Genomic DNA, 21220 nt, shown 5'->3' on the forward strand with positions numbered 1-21220 from the left:
ATCTGGTGGTTCACAGACGTGAACGTTGTCGAGCAATTGTTCACAAATCAGGACCAGGTTCTTGCACATGTGCATTCTGCGCCACTACGGTCCAAAATGACGCGGCCCGCCGGTGTGCACCGTCGGACCCGTCGCTGCGCTGTTCCGAGCCGACGACCGAGGGATCCCCAGATGAACCTGCTACGCAGATCAGCCCACGTGCGGACCGCACGTCGCCGTCGTCCGGTCCTGCGGTTCGTCGCGCTGGCGGCGGCGCTGGCGGTCGGTGTCCCGGCGATGGCCGTCGCGGCCTCCGCGGCGCCGGGGGACGACGAGACCCTCCGGGTCCTGCTCTTCTACAAGCCCAACTTCCACGCCTCGCACGTGCAGGCGCGCCAGGCGGTGCGCGAACTGGCGACCGAGCTGTCCACCGAGTACGGCAAGACCCTCGAGGTCCAGGAGACGGAGGACCCCGCGGCGTTCACCACCGCGAACCTGGCGACGGTCGACGCGATGGTGTTCGCCCAGACCGGTGGCGTGCTCTTCGACGCGGCGCAGCGGGCGGCCCTGGAGGCCTACATCCGCGGCGGTGGCGGCTTCATGGGCCTGCACTACGCCGGCTGGTCGGTGGGGCAGAGCGAGCACGACGTCAACCCGTTCTACGCCCGTCTGGTCGGCGCCATGTCGGAGGGCCACCCGGAGAACCCCGCCGTGCGTCCGGGCCGCGTCGTCGTGAGCGACGTGAACCACCCGCTGACGGCAGGCGTCCCGGCGAGCTTCACCCGCAGCGACGAGTGGTACGACTGGACGGTCAACCCCGCCCCCCACGTGCGCACGCTCCTCCTCGCCGACGAGGCCTCCTACGGCGGCGGCCGTCAGGGCACCTCGCACCCGATCACGTGGTGCCAGGAGATCGACAACGGTCGGTCCTGGTACTCGGCGATGGGCCACGAGGGCACCGCGTACGCCGAGCCGGTCATCCGCACCCAGATGCGCAACGGCCTGGCCTACGCGTCCGGCCTGGTGCAGGCCGACTGCTCGGCTCCGTCCAAGGAGGTCAACGGCGCCTGGAGCGGTGTGACGCCGTGGCCGCTGATGCCCATCAACATGGCGCTGACGTCCGACGGGACGGTGCAGTCCTTCGGGAGCGTCGGCGGCTGGGGCACGGACACCACGCCGTACGACTGGACCGGCGACAGCTCGATCTCGCAGGGCGGTCAGATGGAGGTCGACGTCTGGGACCCGGCGCAGGAGCGCACCCTGGCCAACCTGCGCAGCGGCATCCTGCCGAACACCACGTACACCGACCTGTTCTGCTCGATGCAAGTGCAGAACGCGCACGACCACTCGACGATGACCGTCGGCGGTGACGACGGCCTGGGCGGCAACGCACCCAACGACGCCGCCATCGGCGTGACCAGCTACAGCACCAACAACGGGCTGCAGAACGAGGCGCCCATGAACTTCCCGCGCTGGTACCCGACCGGCACGACGATGCCGAACGGCGACATCGTGGTGCAGGGCGGCAGCCTCCGCGGCGGACCGGGCGGACCCGGCGTGCTCACCCCGGAGATCTACACGCCGGACGACGGCAGCGGCTGGAAGACCCTCGACGGCGCCACCAGCCCGGTGGCGTACGGCGACGGCGGTGCCGACCACGCCGGCGCCGACGAGAACCGCTGGTGGTACCCGCGCGCGTTCGTGACCCCGGGCAGCGGCACGCTGTTCAACCTCAGCGGCACGCAGATGTTCGAGCTGGACCCGCAGGGCAACGGCGGCGAGGGCGAGCTCACGCTGCGCGGCACCCTGCCGGCCGGCATCGCCAACCAGGGCGCCGACGGCAACCCCGTCGGTGCGACCTCGACGGCCACCATGTACCGGCCGGGCAAGATCCTGCAGGTCGGTGGCGGCTGGTGGGCCAACGGTGGCGGTCCCGAGGGCGCGCGCGCCGCGTTCACGGTGGACATCACCGGTGGCGCGGCCACCCCGGTCATCGCAGCGACCGAGCCGATGACGTACCAGCGCCACTGGGCGACCTCGACGGTCCTGCCCGACGGCGACGTGATCGTCACCGGCGGCAGCCGCGACAACAACGGCAACGGCGGCTACGTCACGAACGCCGAGATCTGGGACCCCGAGACGGGGGAGTGGACCACCGTCGAGGCGCCGTACGAGCACGCCCGGCTGTACCACTCCGCGGCGCTGCTCCTGCCGGACGGTCGCGTGATGATCGGCGGCGGTGGTGCTCCCGGCCCGCGCAACTACACGGACGTGGAGTATTACTCGCCGGCCTACCTGTTCGACGGCGAGGAGCCGGCCCAGCGGCCGCAGATCACCGCCGCGCCCGAGGCCATCGGCTACGACGGGACGTTCGGGATCACCGCGTCCGGTGACGTCTCCCGCGTGACGCTGGTCCGCAACGGCTCGGTCACGCACGGCTTCAACAACGACCAGAACTTCCAGGACCTGCAGTTCAGCCAGGTCCCCGGGTCGGGCGAGGTCACCATCACCGCTCCGCAGGACGGCACCTACGCACCTCCCGGCGCGTACATGCTGTTCGTCTTCGACGCGGACGGCACCCCGTCGGTCGCGTCCATCGTGGACATCGACCCCGAGGTCGCGATGGACAAGCGGACCCCGCAGGTCGTCGACCAGTTCGAGTACCCGCGGCTGCCCGTCGACTGGCGCGGCGGCAACCCCGCCGCGGTCGTCGACGTGGCCGCGGGCACTGGGCGGATGACGCCGTGGACGGTCGGCACCCAGGTCCAGCTCGTGCGCGGCACCGCGCCCGGCCAGGGTGGTCTCGGACTCACCGGGTACCAGCTGGCGCTCGGCGGCTCGGGCAGCCTCGAGCGGACGCTCACGGGGCTCGAGCCCGGCAGCGAGTACCGGGTCTCGCTGCGCTACGCACGCGACAGCCGGTCGGCTGCAGGGTCGGGGCCGGGCACGGCCGCACTCTCGGTCGGTGACCTGAGCACCACGCTCACGACGGAGGCGCCCTCGCAGAGCAGCGGGGCCATCACGTTCGGCACGTACGTCGGCACGTTCACGGCCTCGGCACGCGCTGAGTCGCTGAGCCTCACCGGCGCCGGCGGCGCAGGGCTGGTGATCGACGACCTCGTCGTGATCGGCGTGGACCCGGGCGTCGGTGACGTACCCGTCCACTACGAGTTCGAGGAGGGTCAGGGCACCTCGGCAGCCAACACCGGCTCCGACGCGTCGATCGGCGCGGCGACGCTGACCGGCACCGCAGGGTGGTCGTCGTCAGGCGTCCTCGGCGGAGCGCTCGACCTGCCGGGGGGCTCGAATGCCAACGCGGTCGACCTGCCGGACAACCTGCTCCAGGGCGCGGAGAGCTTCTCCACCTCGTTCTGGGTGCGTCCGGACACCAAGGCGAGCTGGATCGGTCTGTTCCACCTGGGCGACGGGCTGGAGGGCGCGGGCAGCTTCTTCCAGATCCAGATGCAGACGCAGGCGGCCGGCAGCACCGGGCTGGCCGCCACGTTCAAGGCGAAGGGCAGCGCGCTGCAAGAACGCGTCTACGCCACCCCGCCGACGGACGTGGTGGCTGGCACGTGGAACCACGTGGCGTTCACCCGGGAGGGTGCGACGGGCACGCTGTACCTGAACGGTGCCGCGGTCGCGAGCCGGACGGACCTCACGATCGACCTGGCCGACGTCGGCCCGACGTCGAACAACTGGCTGGGCCGCAACGGGTACCCCGACCCGGCCCACGACGGGCTCATGGACGACGTGCGCCTGTACACGTCCACTCTGTCCGCGGACGACGTGTCGGCCCTGTACGACGACGGCACGGCGCTGCGGACCACGACGACGGTCACGGCCGACCCGGCCTCCCCGTCGCCGTTCGCGGAGCCGGTGGCCTTCACGGCCTCCGTCGAGGGTGAGGACGGCCAGCCCGCCGGCGGCACGGCCGCGCTGTGGGTGGACGGGACAGCCGTCGGCTCGCCGGAGACGCTGGCAGCCGGGACGGTCACGTTCCCGGAGCTCACGCTGCGCCGGGGCGACCACCAGGTCGAGGTCCGGTTCGCGGCAGCCGACGGCTGGCGCGACTCGGCCGCGACGATCGCTCACACGGTCCAGGGGCCACCCCCGGGATCGGGCGTGCCCATCCGGTACACGTTCGACGAGGGCACCGGGACCACGGCCGCCAACACCGGGCTGGACCAGTCCATCGGGTCGGCGACCCTGCAGGGTGCGGCCGGCTGGTCAGCGGAGGGCAGGTTCGGCCCCGCGCTGTCGCTGCCCGGCGGAGGCTCGGCCACGGGCAACCAGGCCAGGCTCCCGGACAACGTGCAGGACGGCATGGACGACGAGTTCAGCGTGTCCGTGTGGGCGCGGCCGGACGTCCTGCCGGCGTGGGTGCCGCTCCTGCAGATCGGGAGCAGCACGGACACGTTCTTCCTGCTGCAGTCGAACACCAACGCCGCCGGTGCCACGGGGTTCGCCGCGACCTTCAAGAAGGCCGGGGTGGCCGCCCAGGAGCGGTTGACGTTGGGGGCCGGCAACGACCTGCCGCTGAACCAGTGGACGCACGTGGTCTACACCCACAGCGGCACGACCGGGCGGATCTACTTCGACGGCGTGCTGAAGGCCACCCGCACCGACTTCACGCTCGACATGGGCGATGTCGGGGTGGCCGGCAGCACGACCGCCAACCTGGTGGGCGGCACCAGCTGGCCCGACGGACGGTTCGACGGCCTGGTCGACGAGCTCCAGCTGTTCGGGTACGCGCTGACCGAGGAGCAGATCGATGACCTGTTCGAGGGACCGCCGTCGCCCGACACGGCTCCGGTCGGGGTCGCGGACTCCTTCACGACCTCCGAGGGTGATCCCCTCACGGTCGCGGCTCCGGGCGTCCTGGCCAACGACACGGACGCCGAGGGCAGCCCGCTCACGGCGACGAACGCGACCCAGCCGGCCCACGGCACCGTCGCGCTCGCGGCTCCGGGTTCCTTCACCTACACCCCTGTGGCCGACTTCTTCGGTACGGACACCTTCACGTACACGGCGAACGACGGGTCGCTCGACTCGGCGCCGGTGGCGGTGACCATCACCGTGGAGGAGGACGTGGACCCGGGACCTGTGGCGACGACGGTCGCAGGATCGGCGGCGTCGTTCACCTACGGCTCGGCGGGTTCGGTCGTCGCGACCGTCACCCCGACCACGGCCACGGGGACGGTCGCCGTGCTCCTCGGCACCCGCACCTTCGGGTCGGGCGAGCTGTCGGCGGGGACGGTGACGATCCCGCTCGCGGCGACGTCGCTGATCCCCGGCACCCACCAGCTCACGCTGGAGTACGCCGGTGACCCGACGCACGCTCCCTCGACCGGGACCGTGGCGGTGACCGTCCAGAAGGTCACCCCGACGATGGTGGTCACCGCACCGACCGAGGTGGCGCCGGGGACGCGGCCGAGCGTGACCGTGGTGCTCTCGGCAGCGGACGGCGTCCCGGTGACCGGCTCGGTCAGGATCGACGTGGCCGGCTACAACACGGTGAGCGGCACTCTCAAGGACGGCAAGGTGGTCCTCGAGCTCGCCACGGCGACCGAGGTCGGCGTGCTGGACCTCACGGTGACGTACCGGGGGAGCAGCCTGGCCGAGCGGGTGGTGAAGAACCTCACGATCGCGGTGGCGGTCCCGACGCCACCGGCGACCACCAAGGTCACAGGGTCCGCGGCGACGTACACCTACGGCACGGCGGGGTCGGTCGTCGCGACCGTCACCCCGACCACGGCCACGGGAACCGTGACGGTGCGTCTCGGAACCCGCGTCCTCGGGTCAGGCACCCTGTCGGCGGGTAGGGCCACGATCCCGCTGCCGGCGACGTCGCTGCCGCCGGGGACGCACCAGCTCACGCTGGAGTACGGGGGCGACCCGAAGCACAAGGCGTCGGCGGCGACCGTGAAGGTGACGGTCAAGAAGGCCACGCCGACGCTCGCGGTCCAGGCGCCCTCCGAGGTGAAGGTCGGTGCGCGCCCTGTGGTGCAGGTGACCGTGTCCGCACCCGACGGGGTCCCGGTCACGGGCACGGTCGCGGTGGCTGTCGCCGGCGGGAGCTCGGTGGTCCGCACCCTCGGCGGCGGTGCGGTGGCGGTCGAGCTGGCCAGGGCGACGAAGGTCGGCGACCTCAAGGTCACGGTCACCTACCGTGGGAGCTCCGTGGCCGAGACGGTGAAGAAGGACCTCACGATCAAGGTGAGGCGCTAGCCCGACAGACGAGGCGGGCCCGGAGGATGTTCCTCCGGGCCCGCCTCGCCGTTGCTGTCTGCTCAGGCCCTGTCGTCCAGCGCGGCCACGACGCCCGCGCGGCTGGCGTCCTCGCTGGCCAGGATCCCGCCGTTGGCCACGATGTCGGGAGTGATCTCGGTGAAGACCATGCGGACGTCCTGGCGGCGTGCGCCCAGGATGTCGACCGCGCTGTCGGCCACGGCCTGGGCGAAGGCGCGGCGCTGCTCGAGCGTCCGGCCCCGGAGCAGCTCGACGGTGATGTTGGGCATGGGCGGTATCCCTCTCCTGGGTGCTTCGCGGGGAGCGTGGTCCACATGCACGACCATGGTTCGCTGATGTGAACACGGCCATCCTAGGCGGCGTGCCGCGGACGTTCAACAGTGTGGAGTCGGTTCACATCCATGACGCGTCACGACGTTCGTGCTAACGCCTCCCGCAGGCGAGCCAGCTGGTCCCGGAGCGGGAGGGGCACGCGGTCGCCGAACGTCGCGAAGAACTCCTCGGTCAGCTCGGCCTCGCGGGTCCAGGAGTCCGCGTGCACGTCGAACAGCTGTGCCAGCGCGGCGTCGTCGAGGTCGAGGCCGCGAGTGTCCAGCGCACCCGGCGAGGGCAGCAGGCCGACGGGGCTCGGCACGGCGCCGACGTCGGTGCGCAGACCCCGCGCGCGGTCGACCTGGTCGACCATCCACGCCAGCACGCGGGAGTTCTCCCCGAACCCCGGCCACAGGAACCGGCCCTGCTCGTCCTTGCGGAACCAGTTGACCTGGAAGACGAGGGGACGGTGGTCGCGGTCCAGCTCCGCCCCGATGCGCAACCAGTGCGCCCAGTGGTCGGCCATGTCGTAGCCGCAGAACGGCATCATGGCGAACGGATCGCGGCGCAGCTCACCGACCTGGCCCTCGGCGGCGGCGGTGCGTTCCGACGAGATCGTCGCGCCCATGAAGACCCCGTGCTCCCAGCTCTGCGCCTGGGCGACGAGCGGGACGTTGGTGGCGCGGCGCCCGCCGAACACGATGGCGTCCAGGGCGACGCCGGCCGGGTCGTCCCAGTCGGGCGCGATCGTCGGGCACTGCGCGGCGGCCACGGTGAAGCGGGAGTTCGGGTGGGCGGCGGGGCGGCCGGACCCGGGCGCCCAGTCCTGGCCGGTCCAGTCGACCAGGTGCTCCGGCGCCTGCGGGGTCAGCCCCTCCCACCAGACGTCGCCGTCGTCGGTGAGCGCCACGTTGGTGAAGATCGTGTCGCGGCTGATCGTCTCGATCGCCGACGGGTTGGTCGCCGCTCCCGTGCCGGGGGCGACCCCGAAGAACCCGGCCTCGGGGTTGATCGCGCGCAGCGAGCCGTCGGCGCCCGGCCGCAGCCATGCGATGTCGTCGCCGATCGTCTCGACGGTCCAGCCCGGCAGCGTGGGCACGAGCATCGCCAGGTTCGTCTTGCCGCACGCCGACGGGAACGCGGCGGCCATGTGGTACCGCCGACCGTGCGGCGACGTCAGGCGGATGAGGAGCATGTGCTCGGCCAGCCAGCCCTCGTCGCGTCCCATCACCGACGCGATCCGCAGGGCGAAGCACTTCTTGCCCAGCAGGGCGTTGCCGCCGTAGCCGGAGCCGTAGGACCAGATCTCGCGCGTCTCGGGGAAGTGGGCGACGTACTTCGTGGGGTTGCACGGCCACGGCACGTCGGAGGCGCCGCGGTCCAGGGGCGCCCCGACCGAGTGCACGGCCGGGACGAACGGCTCGCCGGCCTCGACCAGGTCGAGCACCCGTCGCTCGACCCGCGTCATCACGTGCATGCTCACCACCACGTACGGCGAGTCGGTGAGCTGGACGCCGACCTGGGACAACGGGCCACCGACCGGCCCCATCGAGAACGGCACGACGTACATGGTCCGGCCGCGCATGGCGCCGGCGAACACCACGTCGAGCTCGGCGCGCATCGCCTCCGGCTCGCGCCAGTTGTTGGTGGGTCCGGCGTCCGCCTGGTCCCGGGGGCACACGAACGTGCGCGACTCGACGCGGGCGACGTCGTCCGGGTCCGAGCGCGCCAGGTAGCTGCCGGGCCGCAGCGTCGGGTCGAGGGCCAGCAGCGTCCCGCCGGCCAGCATCTGCGCGACGAGACCCTGCCGCTCGTCGTCGGACCCGTCGCACCACACCACCGCGTCCGGCTGGAGCACCCGAGCCGCCGCGTCGACCCACTCGTGGACGTCTCCCCGCACGGCGGCCGCGCTGACGTCGGGGAGCGTGGTGGTGGGGTGGATGAGGGCGGGCGACTCGGCCAGCGACGTCATGTTCGTGATCTCCTCGGGGCGGCGGCGTATCCGTCAGACCCATCGTCACGTCAAGGACCTCCACCCTGCTGCGATCAGCACCTGTCAATTTTAGCGGTTCTTGACCTACAGTCACACCATGGCGACTGAGACCAGCGAGGACGCGAACCCGCACGGCGCTCCGGACGCGCTCACGCTGGGACGCCGCCTCCGGCACCTGCGCACCGCCCGCGGTCTGACGCTCGACGCCCTCGGGCGCCAGGTGGGCGTGACGCCGAGCCTCCTCTCACTCTTCGAGAACGGGCACCGTGAACCGCGCCTGGCGCTGCTGCGCGCACTGGCAGAGGCGCTGGGCGTCGCAGTCGCCGACCTGCTCGACGCGGAGCCCCCGTCGCGCCGGGCCGCGCTGGAGATCGCGCTCGAGCGTGCGCAGCGGTCCGCGGGCTTCGAGCGGCTCGCGCTGCCCGCCGTGCGGCCCGGTCGCTCCCTGCCCCTGCCCGTGCTCGAGCACCTGGTCGGCCTGCACGCCGAGCTGGCCCGGCGCGACCTCGAGGCCGTCGCGACGCCGGAGGAGGCCCGCCGCGCCAACACCCAGATCCGGCTCGAGCGACAGCAACGGGACAACTACCTGCCGGAGATCGAGCGGGTGGCCGAGGCGATGGCCCGCAGGGCGGGGTACTCCTCGGGTGCGCTCACGCACCGTGCGGTGTCGCGGATGGCCGAGCAGCTCGGGTTCGCCATCATCCACACGGACGACCTGCCGAGCTCCACCCGGACCGTCACGGACCTCGAGCACGGTCGGGTCTACCTGCCGCTGGCGTCGATCCCGGGCGGGCACGGGCTGCGCTCGCTCGCGCTGCAGGCCATCGCGCACCGCGTGCTGGGGCACGAGCGACCCACCTCCTACGACGTGTTCCTGCGCCAGCGGATGGAGATCACCTACTTCGCCTCCTGCTGCCTCATGCCGGAGACGGCCGCCGTCGAGCACCTCCAGCAGGCCAAGAAGGACAAGGACCTGGCGATCGAGGACCTGCGGGACGCGTTCGGGGTCACCCACGAGGCCGCCGCACAGCGGTTCACCAGCCTGGCGACCCACCACCTGGGCATCCCCGTGCACTTCGTGCGGATCGGCGGCGACGGTGCGATCTACCGCGCCTACGCGAACGACGGGCTCCCGCTCCCCACGGACGTGACGGGCGCGATCGAGGGCCAGCTGGTGTGCCGGAGCTGGGGGGTGCGGCGGGCCCTGACCCGGCGCGACCGCACGTCGGAGTCCTACCAGTACACCGACACCCCGGCGGGCACGTTCTGGTGCTCGACGCAGACGGGCTCCGGCACGACCGGCCAGATGGCCCTCACGGTGGGGGTGCCGTTCACGTCCGCGACCTGGTTCCGGGGCCGGGACACCAAGGTCCGCCACCAGTCGACCTGCCCGGACGCGGCCTGCTGCCGTCGTCCGCCGGCGTCGGCGGTCGCCCGCTGGCAGGACGCGTCGTGGCCCAGCGCGCGGATCCACCAGCAGGTGTTCACCGCGCTGCCCACCGGAGCGTTCCCCGGGGTGGACGCCCGGGAGGTGTTCGCTTTCCTCGACCGGCACGCCCCTCAGCGGGGTGGCGAGAGCCAGGCCTGAGCCGGGACCTCAGCGGTCCGCCTCCGCCAGCAGCGCTGCCGCCGTGGTGCCGCCCGGCGGCAGGCCAGCAGTCGACGCGAGGCGGGCACGTCTCTGCAGGACCGCGTTCACCGGCGTGGCCACGCCATGGAGCCTGCCCAGCAGGACGATCTCCCCGTTGAGGTGGTCGGACTCGATCGAGCCGGTGCCGCGCACCAGGGACTGCCAGGTCGACCCGCCGCCGCGCTCGCGGCCGGGCAGCGGCTCGACGCGGAACCCGCTGCGCGCGGCGTCGTGCGCGGCGTCGTCGAGCGTGGTGATGCCGGCGGCGCGCAGGACTGCCCGGCCCTCGGCGTCCGCGCGGGCGGCCAGAGCGCGGCTGTCGTCGTCCCGGAGCGAGCCGCACAGGGCCTCGACGGCGTTGGCGAGGTTGGTGAGCAGCTTCGTGTACTTCCAGGCCATGACGTCCGCAGCCACGGGTGCGCGGAACCCGGCGTCGACGAGATCGCCCGCGTAGCCGGAGAGCAGCCCGTCACCGGGCGCGGGCGGGGTCGCCGCGTGGCCGACGGTGAGGATGCCGGGCACGGGGACCCCTCCGGCCGACACCCTGCCCGGCTCGAGGTAGGTGGCGGGCAGCCAGACGCACATGGCGATCACGCGGGCGAACCGCCGCAGGGCGGCCCGCTCGTTGTCGACGCCGTTCTGGGCGCAGACCACCGCGAGCCGTTCCGCGGCCGTCCCGCCGCCGGCGACCGGCCGATCGGACCAGGCGGCGAGGGCGTCGGCGGTGTCCTGGCTCTTGACGGCGAGGACCAGCACGTCGTCCGGCCGCAGGTCGACCTCCTGGTGACCCGACGCCACCGCGGGCCTCACGCGGACCGTCCCCGCAGCGGTCGCCACCTCGAGCCCCGCGGCGCGCACGGCGTCGAGCTGCGCTCCGCGGGCGACCAGCACGACGTCCTTGCCGGCGCTCGCCAGGAGCCCGCCGATGACGCCGCCGACCGCACCTGTCCCGATGATGATGTGACGCACCGGCCCACCGTACGGACGCGCGTCGGGTACGTCACACTGCCCATCGCCTGGACGGGCAGGCAGGCGTCGGCGTCGGTGGCCTAGTTTTGGCCCGTGACCGCACCTGTTTCCCCGAGCGACGCCGCGCACGCCCCCGCCCCGAGCCCGGTGAGCCACGAGGTCCCCGAGCCCATGCGCAACGACGTCCGCGTCCTGGGCGAGTTCCTCGGGCGCGTGCTGCGCGAGGCCGGTGGCGAGGACCTGCTCACCGACGTCGAGCGGCTGCGCGAGCTGGCCATCCGGGCCCACAACGGGCCGGACGCCGACGCGCTGGCGCAGGCCGAGGACCTGGTCGCCGGGTTCACGCACACCCGGGCCGAGGAGGTCGCCCGGGCGTTCACGTGCTACTTCCACCTGGCCAACACCGCGGAGGAGTACCACCGCGTGCGTGTGCTGCGGGAGCGTGAGGCCAACCTGCAGCCGCACCACCTCGCCCCGGACGACTCGCTTCCCGCGGCGGTGGCGCAGCTGGCCGACGAGGTCGGGGAGGACGTCGCCCGCCAGCGGCTGGCCGACCTCGAGTTCCGGCCGGTGTTCACGGCGCACCCCACCGAGGCGCGCCGTCGGGCGGTGTCCAGCTCGATCCGCCGGATCGCGGAGCTCGTCGCGGAGCGCGACCTGCGCTACGTGGGCGGGATGTCCCTGGCGGAGAACGACCGGCGCCTGCTCGCCGAGATCGACACCCTCTGGCGCACCGCGCCGCTGCGCGAGGCCAAGCCGTCGGTGCTGGACGAGGTCCGCACGGTGCTCAACGTCTTCGAGACGACGCTCGCCGACGTGCTGCCGGCCGTCTACCGGCGGCTGGACGACTGGCTGCTGGCCGACGCCGCGGGCACCACCGCGCCGGCGGTGCGGCCGTTCGCCCGGCTCGGGACGTGGATCGGCGGCGACCGGGACGGCAACCCGAACGTCACGGCAGAGATCACCGAGGCGGCCGCCGCGATGGCCTCCGAGCACGCGCTGCTCGAGCTGGAGTCCTCCGCGCGGCGCACCGCCCACGGGCTGACGCTGGACGCGTCCGGCACGCCGGCGTCGGCCGAGCTGGGCGCGCTGTGGCAGAAGCAGCGTGGGCTGTCGGCCCCGCTCGCCGCGCGCATCGCCGGCGACGCACCCAACGAGCCGCACCGGCGGGTCGTCTACTTCCTGGTCGAGCGCATCGCCGCGACGCGCACGCGCAACGCCGACCTCGCGTTCGGTGCCGCCACGGAGCTGGAGGCCGACCTCGCCGTCGTGCAGCGCTCGCTCGCGGAGGCAGGCGCCAGCCGGGCCGCGTACGGCGACCTGCAGCGGCTCATCTGGCAGGTTCAGACCTTCGGGTTCCACCTGGCCGAGCTCGAGGTGCGCCAGCACTCGCAGGTGCACGAGGGGGCGTTGACCGACCTGCGCGCCCACGGGATCGAGGGCAAGCTCGAGCCGCGCACCGTCGAGGTGATCGACACGTTCCGCTCCATCGCGGCCGTGCAGCGGCGCTTCAGCGTGCTGGCGGCCCGCCGCTACATCGTGTCCTTCACGCGGTCGGCGGAGCACCTGGCGGCCGTCTACGAGCTGGCCGAGCTCACGTTCGCCGGCATGGACGCGCCCGTCATCGACGCGATCCCGCTGTTCGAGACGTTCGCCGACCTCGAGGCCGCCGTCGAGATCCTCGACGGGGCGCTCGCCCTGCCGCAGGTGCAGCGGCGCCTCGCGGAGAACGGTCGCCGCTTCGAGGTCATGCTCGGGTACTCCGACTCGTCCAAGGACGTCGGCCCCGTCTCGGCGACGCTGACGCTGGACACCGCGCAGCGCCGGATCACCGAGTGGGCCCGCCGCAACGACATCGTCCTCACGCTGTTCCACGGGCGCGGCGGGGCGCTCGGCCGCGGCGGCGGCCCCGCCAACCGCGCGGTCATGGCGCAGCCGCCGGGGTCGGTCGACGGCCGGTTCAAGCTGACCGAGCAGGGTGAGGTCATCTTCGCCCGCTACGGCGACCCGGTGATCGCGGCCCGGCACATCGAGCAGGTGGCGGCGGCGACGCTGCTGGCCGGGGCCCCCTCCGTCGAGCGGCGCAACGCGGCGGCCACCGAGCGGTTCACCGCCCTGGCCGCGCAGCTGGACGAGACGTCGCGCGTCCGCTTCCACCAGCTGGTCAAGGCCGAGGGCTTCCCCCAGTGGTTCGCCGAGGTCACCCCGCTCGAGGAGGTCGGCATGCTGCCGATCGGCTCGCGCCCGGCGCGCCGCGGACTGTCGGTGGAGTCGCTCGACGACCTGCGGGCGATCCCGTGGGTGTTCTCCTGGTCGCAGGCCCGGATCAACCTGGCCGGCTGGTACGGGCTGGGCACCGCCCTGGAGACCGTCGGCGACCTGACGGAGCTGCGGGAGGCGTACGCGCAGTGGCCGCTGTTCGCCACCATGATCGACAACGTCGAGATGTCGCTGGCCAAGACCGACGAGCGCATCGCCGAGCGGTACCTGGCCCTGGGTGACCGGGACGACCTGGCGGGGCAGGTGCTCGACGAGATGGCCCTGACCCGCACGTGGGTCCTGGCGATCACGGACAGCGAGGCCATCCTGTCGCGTCGGCGCATCCTGGGCCGTGCCGTGCAGCTGCGCAGCCCGTACGTCGACGCACTGTCGCTGCTGCAGCTGCGCGCGCTGCGGGGCCTGCGCACGGGTGACGCGGCCGAGCAGGCCGACGACCTGCGTCGGCTGCTGCTGCTCACCGTGAACGGCGTCGCGGCCGGCCTGCAGAACACCGGCTGACGCTCAGGGCCCGGTGGGTCCGAATCGTTCGGTCCGGATGCGCTCGGGGTCGTGACCGAGGTCGACCAGCGTGTCGGCGACGTTCTCCACGAACGGCGTCGGCCCGCAGACGAACACGTGCGCGCGCTCGTCGGGCGGGAAGCACGCGGCCTCGAGCAGCCCGGGGTCGATCCGTCCCACCCGCCCGGTCCACCCGTCCGGCCCGCGTCGGGTCCACACGCGGGTGATGCCGACCTCCGCGTCCAGCGACGCCAGCTCGTCGGCGTAGAGGGCGTCCTGCGGCGTGCGGACCGAGACGGCCAGCCGGAACGGCGCCACGCTCCGGGCGAGCCGGCGTGTGCGGAGCATCGACATGAGCGGGACCAGGCCGGAGCCGCCGCCGATCAGCTGCACCGGGTGCGGGTCCGTCGGGTGCCACACGAACCAGTGGCCGACCGGTCCGCGCAGCTCGAGCTCGTCGCCCACCTGCAGGTCCTGCGTGAGGTAGGGCGACACCTCGCCGTCGTCGACCACCTGGACGGTGAGCGCGATCCGGCTGCTGTGCCCTGTCGGGTCGGGTGGCACGCCGGGCAGCCCCATGGTGCCGGGGGAGGCCAGCGAGTAGGACCGCTGCGTCGAGTAGCCGTCCTCGGCCGTCAGGCGGACGTCGACGTGCTGGCCGGCCAGGGCGCCGCGCCAGCCGGGCACGTCGAGCTCGAGGGTCATGGCGGTCGGGGTCTCGGCGGTCCGGGCGACGAGGGTGCCGACCATCCAGGGCAGGGCGTACAGCTCAGCGGCGGGGGAGTCGTCCTGCGGTAGGGCAGCCACGCTCAGTCGCCCCAATACCGCTGCTCCTTCCACGGGTCGCCGTACGCGTGGTAGCCGAGCCGCTCCCAGAACCCCGGCGAGTCCTGGGTCAGGAGATCGAGGCTGCGCACCCACTTGGCCGACTTCCAGAAGTACAGGTGGGGGATGAGCAGGCGGGCGGGGCCGCCGTGCTCGGGGGGCAGGGGTGCGCCGTCGTACTGGTAGGCGATCCACGCCTTGCCGCCGCGCAGGTCGGCCAGCGGGACGTTCGTGGTGTACCCGCCGTCGCAGTGCGCCATCACGTACTGCTCCTCGGGCGACACCCCGACGCCCTCGAGCAGGGTGTCCAGCGAGATCCCGCGCCACGCGGAGTCGAGCTTGGTCCACTTGGTGACGCAGTGGATGTCCTTGACGACGTCGTCGTGCGGCAGGCTCGTCAGCTCCGCCCACGTCCAGCTGGCCCGAGGAGCGCCGCCCGCGGTGATCGAGAACGTCCACGTGGACAGGTCCGCGCGCGGTGTCGGGCCGGCCGACAGGACGGGGAACCCGCGCTCGAGGTACTGGCCGGGCGGGATGCGCGGATCGACCTCGCGCTTGCCGCGGAACCCGCGGGAGATGATCGCCATCAGAGGGCCGTCAGCTGGGACATGGTCGCTCCCGGGGGGTGGTGGACGCTGCGCCTCATCATGGGGCCGCGCTCGGCGTGAACGCCAGAGGCCGGTCCGACATGTCGGACCGGCCTCTGGGCTGCTCAGGGTGTGCGTCAGCCGCGCGAGTAGACCACGCGGGGGCCGCCGGAAGCCGCACCGGAACCGCCGCTGCTGCCGCGACCGCTCCCACCGCGACGACGACGCTGACCGGATGCGCCGGCCGTCGCAGCGGCGGCCGGGGCCGCTCCACGGCCGCGGCCACGTCCGCGACCACCGCCGCCCCCGCCACCACCGGTGCTGGCGGACACGGGCGGGGCGACGTACGTCACGTGCGCGGCGACCTCGCCGACGAGGCGCGTGAGCGTCGCGTCACCGGGGAAGACGGGCTTGGGGGTCGCGGTGATCTTCGCGGCGCGGGTCAGCGCGCGCACGTCGCCGCGCTGCTCGGGCAGGACGATGGTGACGACGTCGCCGCCCGACCCGGCACGCGCCGTGCGGCCCGAGCGGTGCAGGTAGGCCTTGTGCTCGGCCGGCGGGTCGACGTGCACGACGAGCTCGATGTCGTCCACGTGGATGCCGCGCGCGGCGATGTCGGTGGCGACGAGCACCCGGACGGCGCCGGAGGAGAACGCCTCGAGGTTGCGCTCGCGGGCGCCCTGGGCCAGGTTGCCGTGCAGGTCGACGGCGGGGATGCCGTCCATCGTCAGCTGCTTGGCCAGCTTCTTGGCCTGGTGCTTGGTGCGCATGAAGAGCAGGCGGCGGCCGGTGCCCGAGGCGAGGTGGTGCACGACCTGCTTCTTGGCGTCGGCGTCGCGGACCTCGAAGAGGTGGTGGGTCATGGCGGCGACGGGCGAGTCCGCACCATCGACGGAGTGCTCGACCGGCGAGGTGAGGTAGCGCTTGACCAGCTGGTCGACGCCGTTGTCCAGGGTGGCCGAGAAGAGCAGGCGCTGGCCGGCCTTCGGCGTCTTGTCCATGATGCGCTTGACGCCGGGCAGGAAGCCGAGGTCGGCCATGTGGTCGGCCTCGTCGAGGACGGTGATCTGCACGTCGTCGAGCGTGAGGGCCTTCTGGCTGAGCAGGTCCTCGAGGCGGCCGGGGCAGGCAACGACGATGTCCACGCCGCCGTTGAGCGCCGACGTCTGCTTGCCCTGCGAGACGCCGCCGAAGATGACGGTCGTGTTCAGGCCGAGCACCTTGGCCAGCGGTGCGATGGTCGCGTCGATCTGCGTGGCGAGCTCGCGGGTCGGGGCGAGCACCAGGGCGCGGGGGCGGCGGGCGGCCTTGCCCTTGCCCGCGGTGGCGGCGAGGCGCACGACGAGCGGCAGCGCGAACGCGAGGGTCTTGCCGGAGCCCGTGCGGCCGCGGCCGAGGACGTCGCGGCCGGCCAGGGAGTCGGGCAGGGTGGCGGTCTGGATGGGGAAGGGCGAGGTGATGCCCTGGGCCGTCAGCGCGGTGCACAGGGCAGTGGGCACGCCAAGTTCAGCGAACGAAGTCATAGATAGAGCCTCTCGGGGCTTGGTCGGGGTCCGCCGCCAGAGCAACCAGAGCGAGTGCTCCGGGGGACCTCCACGACGCGGGGCGCGCAGGTTCGCGCAGCCCTTGATGTCCCCACCCTCTCACACGCTGCTCATCGCGGGGGCTCGCGGTGGCGAGCATCACAAGGGACGATCGGTCCGGACAGCGCCGGCACCTGGAGGAACGCACCGCGATGACCAGCCCCGTGATCGCCTCTGCGCATGCCCTGGTCAAGGTCTACGGCACGGGGTCGACGACCGTCCGAGCCCTGGACGGTGTCGACGTCGACCTGGTCCGGGGCGAGCTCACGGCGATCATGGGACCGTCCGGCTCGGGCAAGTCGACGCTCATGCACTGCCTGGCGGGACTGGACCGGCCGACGTCGGGGACGGTGGTGGTCGACGGCGAGACCGTGAGCGCCATGAGCGAGCGACGCCTGACCGCGCTGCGGCGCACGCGGGTGGGGTTCGTGTTCCAGGCGTACAACCTGGTGCCGACGCTGACCGCCCTGGAGAACATCACGCTGCCCCTGGACATCGCCCGCCGGCGCGTCGACCAGGACCACCTCCGGCTCGTCGTCGAGACGCTGGGGCTCGGGGACCGGCTGGGGCACAAGCCGAACGAGCTCTCCGGGGGGCAGCAGCAGCGGGTCGCGTGCGCGCGCGCCCTCGTCGCCCGCCCCGCGGTGGTCTTCGCCGACGAGCCGACGGGCAACCTCGACAGCACGTCGGCCGCCGAGGTGCTCGGCTTCCTGCGCAGCAGCGTGGACGACCTCGGGCAGTCGGTCGTCATGGTCACCCACGACCCGACGTCCGCCGGCTACGCGCACCGCGTGCTGTTCCTCGCGGACGGGCGGCTGGTGGGCGAGCTGCGGGACCCGACCGCGGACACCGTCCTGACCGCCCTCACCGCCCTGCGCGCCGGCGTCTGATGGTCCGCGTCGCGCTGCGCGGGGTGCGGGCGCACCTGGTGCGGTTCTGCCTGTCGGTGCTCGCCGTGGCCCTGGGGGTCGCGTTCGTCGCGGGCACGTTCGCGCTGCGCACCATGCTCGGCTCCACCTTCACGGACATCGTGGCGACGACGACCCTCGGTGACGCGTACGTCCGCGGCGCCGAGCCGGCCGGCGGCACGGGCGGCCCCGACCGGATCAGCCCCGACGTGCGCAACCCGGTGCCGCTGACGCTCGTCGACGAGCTCGAGGCGGTCGAGGGCGTCGCCGCGGCGCTGCCGGACGTGCAGGGCCCGCTCGTGCTGGTCGGTGCCGACGGGACCGCCGTGCAGAGCACGCAGGCGCCCAGCTTCGGCTTCGCCTACGACCCGCGCGACCGGGCGGTGGACCTGGTCGACGGCCGGGAGCCGCGGGGTCCCGACGAGATCGCCGTGGAGTCGGCGACGCTCGTCGCGTCCGGGCTGGCGCTCGGCGACGCCACGCGGGTGGTCGTCGGCGGGGAGGTGCGCCCGGTGACCGTGGTGGGGGAGATGGGGCTCGGCGCCGCGCTGGCCGGTGCCACGGTGGTCTTCCTCGACCCCGCGACCGCCGCGGCCGCGTTCGCCCCGGACGGCACGGTCGCCACCATCTCGGTGCTGGCCGACGACGGGCTCACCGAGCACGAGCTGGTGGACCGGATCGCGTCGGTGGCGCGGGCGTCGGCCGTGCCCGCGGAGGCGGTGACCGGGGACGAGGTCCGCGAGCGGGCCACCCAGGACATCCTGTCGATCCTCGGGTTCATCACCACGTTCCTGCTCGTGTTCGCGGGGATCTCGCTGTTCGTCGGCGGGTTCATCATCGCCAACACGTTCTCCATGTGGGTCCGGCAGCGGACGCGGGAGCTCGCCCTGCTGCGCGCGGTCGGCGCGTCGCCGCTGCAGGTGTTCAGCTCGATCGTGCTGCAGGCGGCCATCGTCGGGGTCGTCGGCGCGGTGCTCGGCGTCGCCGGGGGCCTCGGGCTGGTCGTCGTGCTCCGCGCGGTGCTCGGCCGGTTCGGCATGGAGCTGACCGGGCGGGTGCCGCTGGACGGGTTCACGCTGGTGGTCTCCGTGCTGGTCGGCACGCTCGTGAGCGTGCTTGCCGCCGCCGTGCCGGCCCGCCGCGCCGCGCTGGTCCCCCCGGTCGAGGCGCTGCGCGACGAGGTGTCGCTGCCGGAGCGGTCGCTGGTCCGCCGGGCGGTCGCCGGGTCCACGCTCGTGGTGCTCGGGGTCGGCGCTGTCGTGCTGGCGCTGCTGCGGCCCACTGCGGACCGTGCCGACCTGCTGCTCGGGTGCGGCGCGGGGGCGGTCGTGCTCGGGGTCCTGGCGGCGTCCCCGGTGCTGGCGCGCGGCTTCCTGCGGGTGGCGTCGATCCCCGTCGCCCGGTGGCGGCCCGTGGGACCGCTGGCGCGGGGCAACGTCACCCGGAACCCGCGCCGCACCGCGAACACCGCGGGGGCGCTGATGATCGGGATGGCGCTGGTCGGTGCGGCGGCCGTGATCGCGGCGACCACGCAGGCCTCGACCAGCGCGATCGTCGCGCGCGAGGCGACGACGGACTACATCCTGCGCGGTGCCGCCCAGGGCACGGTGCCGGAGCAGGCGGTGGCGGACGTCCGCGCGCTGCCCGACGTCCGGGCGGCCGACACGTTCGCCACCGCGAACGTGCTCGTCGACGACTCCGCCTTCGCCGTCACAGGGATCGACCCGACCGCCGTCGGTCGGAGCATCCGCACCGAGGTGGTCGAGGGAGACTTCCCCGGCGCGCTCGCGGCCGGCGAGGTCGCGGTCCAGCGGACCACCATGGACGACGAAGACTGGTCCCTCGGCCAGGACCTCACGCTCGTGGGGTCGTCCGCCCGGGAGACCGTACGGATCGGCGCGGTCATCGACTCGCCCGCGTTCGGCGTCCCGTTCGTCGTCTCGCAGCAGCTCCTGGACACCCTCCTGCCCCCGGACGAGCAGCGGCTGACGGCCGCGTTCGTCACGGCGGTCGACGGCGCCGACGTCGCGGGGCTGCGCGCGCAGCTCGCCGACGCCGTCCGGCCGTACGTGGTGGTGTCCGTCATGGACAGCGAGGAGTTCGTGTCCGACCTCGCGGAGCAGGTGGACCGCGTGCTCGTGATCCTCTACGCGCTGCTGGGGCTGTCGGTCGTCATCGCTGTGCTGGGCATCGTGAACACCCTCGCGCTGTCGGTCATCGAGCGCACGCGGGAGATCGGGCTGCTGCGCGCGGTGGGCCTCGGCCGGCTCCAGCTGGGCACCACGATCACGCTCGAGTCCGTGCTCACCGCCGTCTTCGGGACGACGGTGGGACTGGTGATGGGGGTCGCCCTGGCCGCCACGCTGCCGACCGTCTTCGCGGACGTCGGGCTGCGCACCCTAGCCGTCCCGTGGGCCAGCCTCGCGCTCATGCTCGCGCTCGCGGTGGTGGTCGGGGTGGTCGCGGCCCTGTGGCCCGCCGTCCGGGCGGCGCGTCTGCCCGTGCTCGACGCCGTGACCACCGAGTGACCGATAGCCTCGGAGGGTGAGCGACACGGGGTACGGCGACTTCGAGTTCGAGCGTCGCTTCTGGGCGCGGGACGTCCCGGCGGACCTGCTGGACGCCTCGCCGGCCCTCATCGTCCAGAGCTACGTCCTGGCCGACGAGGGCTTCGCCATCCGGGTCCGCGTGCAGGCGACGGTCGAGGGGCTCCGGCTCGAGCCCGGTCTGGACGAGCTCGCGATCCTCGACCGGTACGCCGACCGCATGGACTTCTGCGCGATCACCGTCAAGGGGCCGATGAACGAGGGCACCCGGTACGAGGCCGAGCGCGAGCTGGACGTGTCGGTCGGCCTCGAGCTGGTGCGCCGCGGTGGCGCGCGGGTGGCCAAGACCCGGCACTCGGTGTGGCTGGGCGACGACGGCTGGGTGGTCGACACGTTCGCCGGCGGGAACGCGCCGCTGCTCGTCGCTGAGGTCGAGCGCGGCGGTCCGGTCACCGACCTGACCATCCCGGCGTTCTGCGTCACCGAGGTGACGTCCGACCCGCGCTTCTCCAACGACGCGCTCGCGTCCCGGCCGTACGGGTCGTGGGCCGGGGCGTTCGAGGCCGAGCTGGCCGCGAGCGGCCCGCGGTTCCTGCAGAGCCTGGGCCACAACCACCGCCCGCCCGAGCCCGGTTCCGACTAGCGCATCCAGGCGCGGTGGCCCCGCCGGGTCGCCCGGCGCAGCGGCCGGCTCGCGGACTCCTCCGCCGCGTCGCCCGCCACCTGCTCGAGCGCGTGCAGGCGCCCGTAGGTGAACGTGCTCTCGCCGTCGAGCTCGGCCTGGTGGGCGAGCCGGCGCAGGGTCTCCAGCCGGGTGACCGCGTCGTGCTGGGTGCCCAGGACCTCCTGCACCCGGTG

At 73.2% G+C, this 21220-nt stretch carries 12 protein-coding genes and 1 pseudogene; 6 read left to right on the plus strand and 7 right to left on the minus strand.

The annotated features are described in order from the left end of the window. Positions 1 to 171: 171 nt before the first annotated feature. Positions 172 to 6210, plus strand: coding sequence for a LamG-like jellyroll fold domain-containing protein (locus RYN42_RS07490; protein ID WP_315095075.1), 6039 nt, complete (start codon positions 172 to 174; stop codon positions 6208 to 6210). Positions 6211 to 6272: 62 nt separating this feature from the next. On the opposite strand, the gene RYN42_RS07495 is transcribed toward RYN42_RS07490, so the two are convergent. Both RYN42_RS07495 and RYN42_RS07500 read right to left on the minus strand, forming a co-directional pair. Continuing rightward, on the minus strand, positions 6273 to 6500 hold the full coding sequence (locus RYN42_RS07495; protein ID WP_315095077.1) for a tautomerase family protein: 228 nt from the start codon (positions 6498 to 6500) through the stop codon (positions 6273 to 6275). Positions 6501 to 6640: 140 nt separating this feature from the next. After that, positions 6641 to 8515, minus strand: a complete 1875-nt coding sequence (locus RYN42_RS07500; RefSeq protein WP_399552425.1) for a phosphoenolpyruvate carboxykinase (GTP) — start codon at positions 8513 to 8515, stop codon at positions 6641 to 6643. A 118-nt stretch (positions 8516 to 8633) separates the two neighbouring features. Between RYN42_RS07500 and RYN42_RS07505 the strand changes: the two genes are divergently transcribed. Continuing rightward, positions 8634 to 10124, plus strand: coding sequence for a helix-turn-helix domain-containing protein (locus RYN42_RS07505; RefSeq protein ID WP_315095078.1), 1491 nt, complete (start codon positions 8634 to 8636; stop codon positions 10122 to 10124). 9 nt (positions 10125 to 10133) lie between these two features. On the opposite strand, the gene RYN42_RS07510 is transcribed toward RYN42_RS07505, so the two are convergent. After that, positions 10134 to 11135: a 2-dehydropantoate 2-reductase N-terminal domain-containing protein gene (locus RYN42_RS07510; RefSeq protein WP_315095079.1), complete on the minus strand. Its 1002-nt coding sequence runs from the start codon at positions 11133 to 11135 to the stop codon at positions 10134 to 10136. Between the two features lie 171 nt (positions 11136 to 11306). Here RYN42_RS07510 and RYN42_RS07515 point away from each other — a divergent pair, with 171 nt between their 5' ends. After that, entirely contained in the window at positions 11307 to 13913 is a 2607-nt protein-coding gene (locus RYN42_RS07515; protein WP_315095094.1) for a phosphoenolpyruvate carboxylase, read from the plus strand. Between the two features lie 3 nt (positions 13914 to 13916). On the opposite strand, the gene RYN42_RS07520 is transcribed toward RYN42_RS07515, so the two are convergent. From RYN42_RS07520 to RYN42_RS07530, 3 genes are all read right to left on the minus strand, one after another. Next, entirely contained in the window at positions 13917 to 14663 is a 747-nt protein-coding gene (locus RYN42_RS07520; protein ID WP_399552426.1) for a ferredoxin reductase, read from the minus strand. Between the two features lie 59 nt (positions 14664 to 14722). Next, positions 14723 to 15325 carry a sulfite oxidase-like oxidoreductase gene (locus RYN42_RS07525; protein ID WP_315095082.1) on the minus strand — a complete coding sequence of 201 codons (603 nt, stop codon included), beginning with the start codon at positions 15323 to 15325 and terminating at the stop codon, positions 14723 to 14725. A gap of 137 nt (positions 15326 to 15462) precedes the next feature. After that, positions 15463 to 16848, minus strand: a complete 1386-nt coding sequence (locus RYN42_RS07530; RefSeq protein ID WP_315095085.1) for a DEAD/DEAH box helicase — start codon at positions 16846 to 16848, stop codon at positions 15463 to 15465. A 212-nt stretch (positions 16849 to 17060) separates the two neighbouring features. On the opposite strand from RYN42_RS07530, the gene RYN42_RS07535 reads away from it, so the two are divergent. The 3 genes from RYN42_RS07535 to RYN42_RS07545 are packed head-to-tail and all read left to right on the plus strand — an operon-like array spanning position 17061 to position 21005. Beyond that, the gene (locus RYN42_RS07535) at positions 17061 to 17798 is read left to right on the plus strand and encodes an ABC transporter ATP-binding protein (RefSeq protein ID WP_315095087.1); all 738 of its coding nucleotides are present in this window, start codon (positions 17061 to 17063) and stop codon (positions 17796 to 17798) included. Beyond that, on the plus strand, positions 17798 to 20344 hold the full coding sequence (locus RYN42_RS07540) for an ABC transporter permease (RefSeq protein WP_315095089.1): 2547 nt from the start codon (positions 17798 to 17800) through the stop codon (positions 20342 to 20344). The genes RYN42_RS07535 and RYN42_RS07540 overlap by 1 nt, the downstream gene beginning before the upstream one ends. 16 nt (positions 20345 to 20360) lie before the next feature. Beyond that, positions 20361 to 21005: a hypothetical protein gene (locus RYN42_RS07545; RefSeq protein ID WP_315095091.1), complete on the plus strand. Its 645-nt coding sequence runs from the start codon at positions 20361 to 20363 to the stop codon at positions 21003 to 21005. Here the strand turns inward: RYN42_RS07545 and RYN42_RS07550 are convergent. Further along, a pseudogene (locus RYN42_RS07550) lies at positions 21002 to 21220 on the minus strand (hypothetical protein); the annotation flags it as partial. The gene RYN42_RS07545 and the pseudogene RYN42_RS07550 sit on opposite strands and share 4 nt — an antisense overlap.

This window comes from uncultured Cellulomonas sp., from assembly GCF_963527515.1.
In the GTDB taxonomy this organism is placed as follows: domain Bacteria; phylum Actinomycetota; class Actinomycetes; order Actinomycetales; family Cellulomonadaceae; genus Cellulomonas.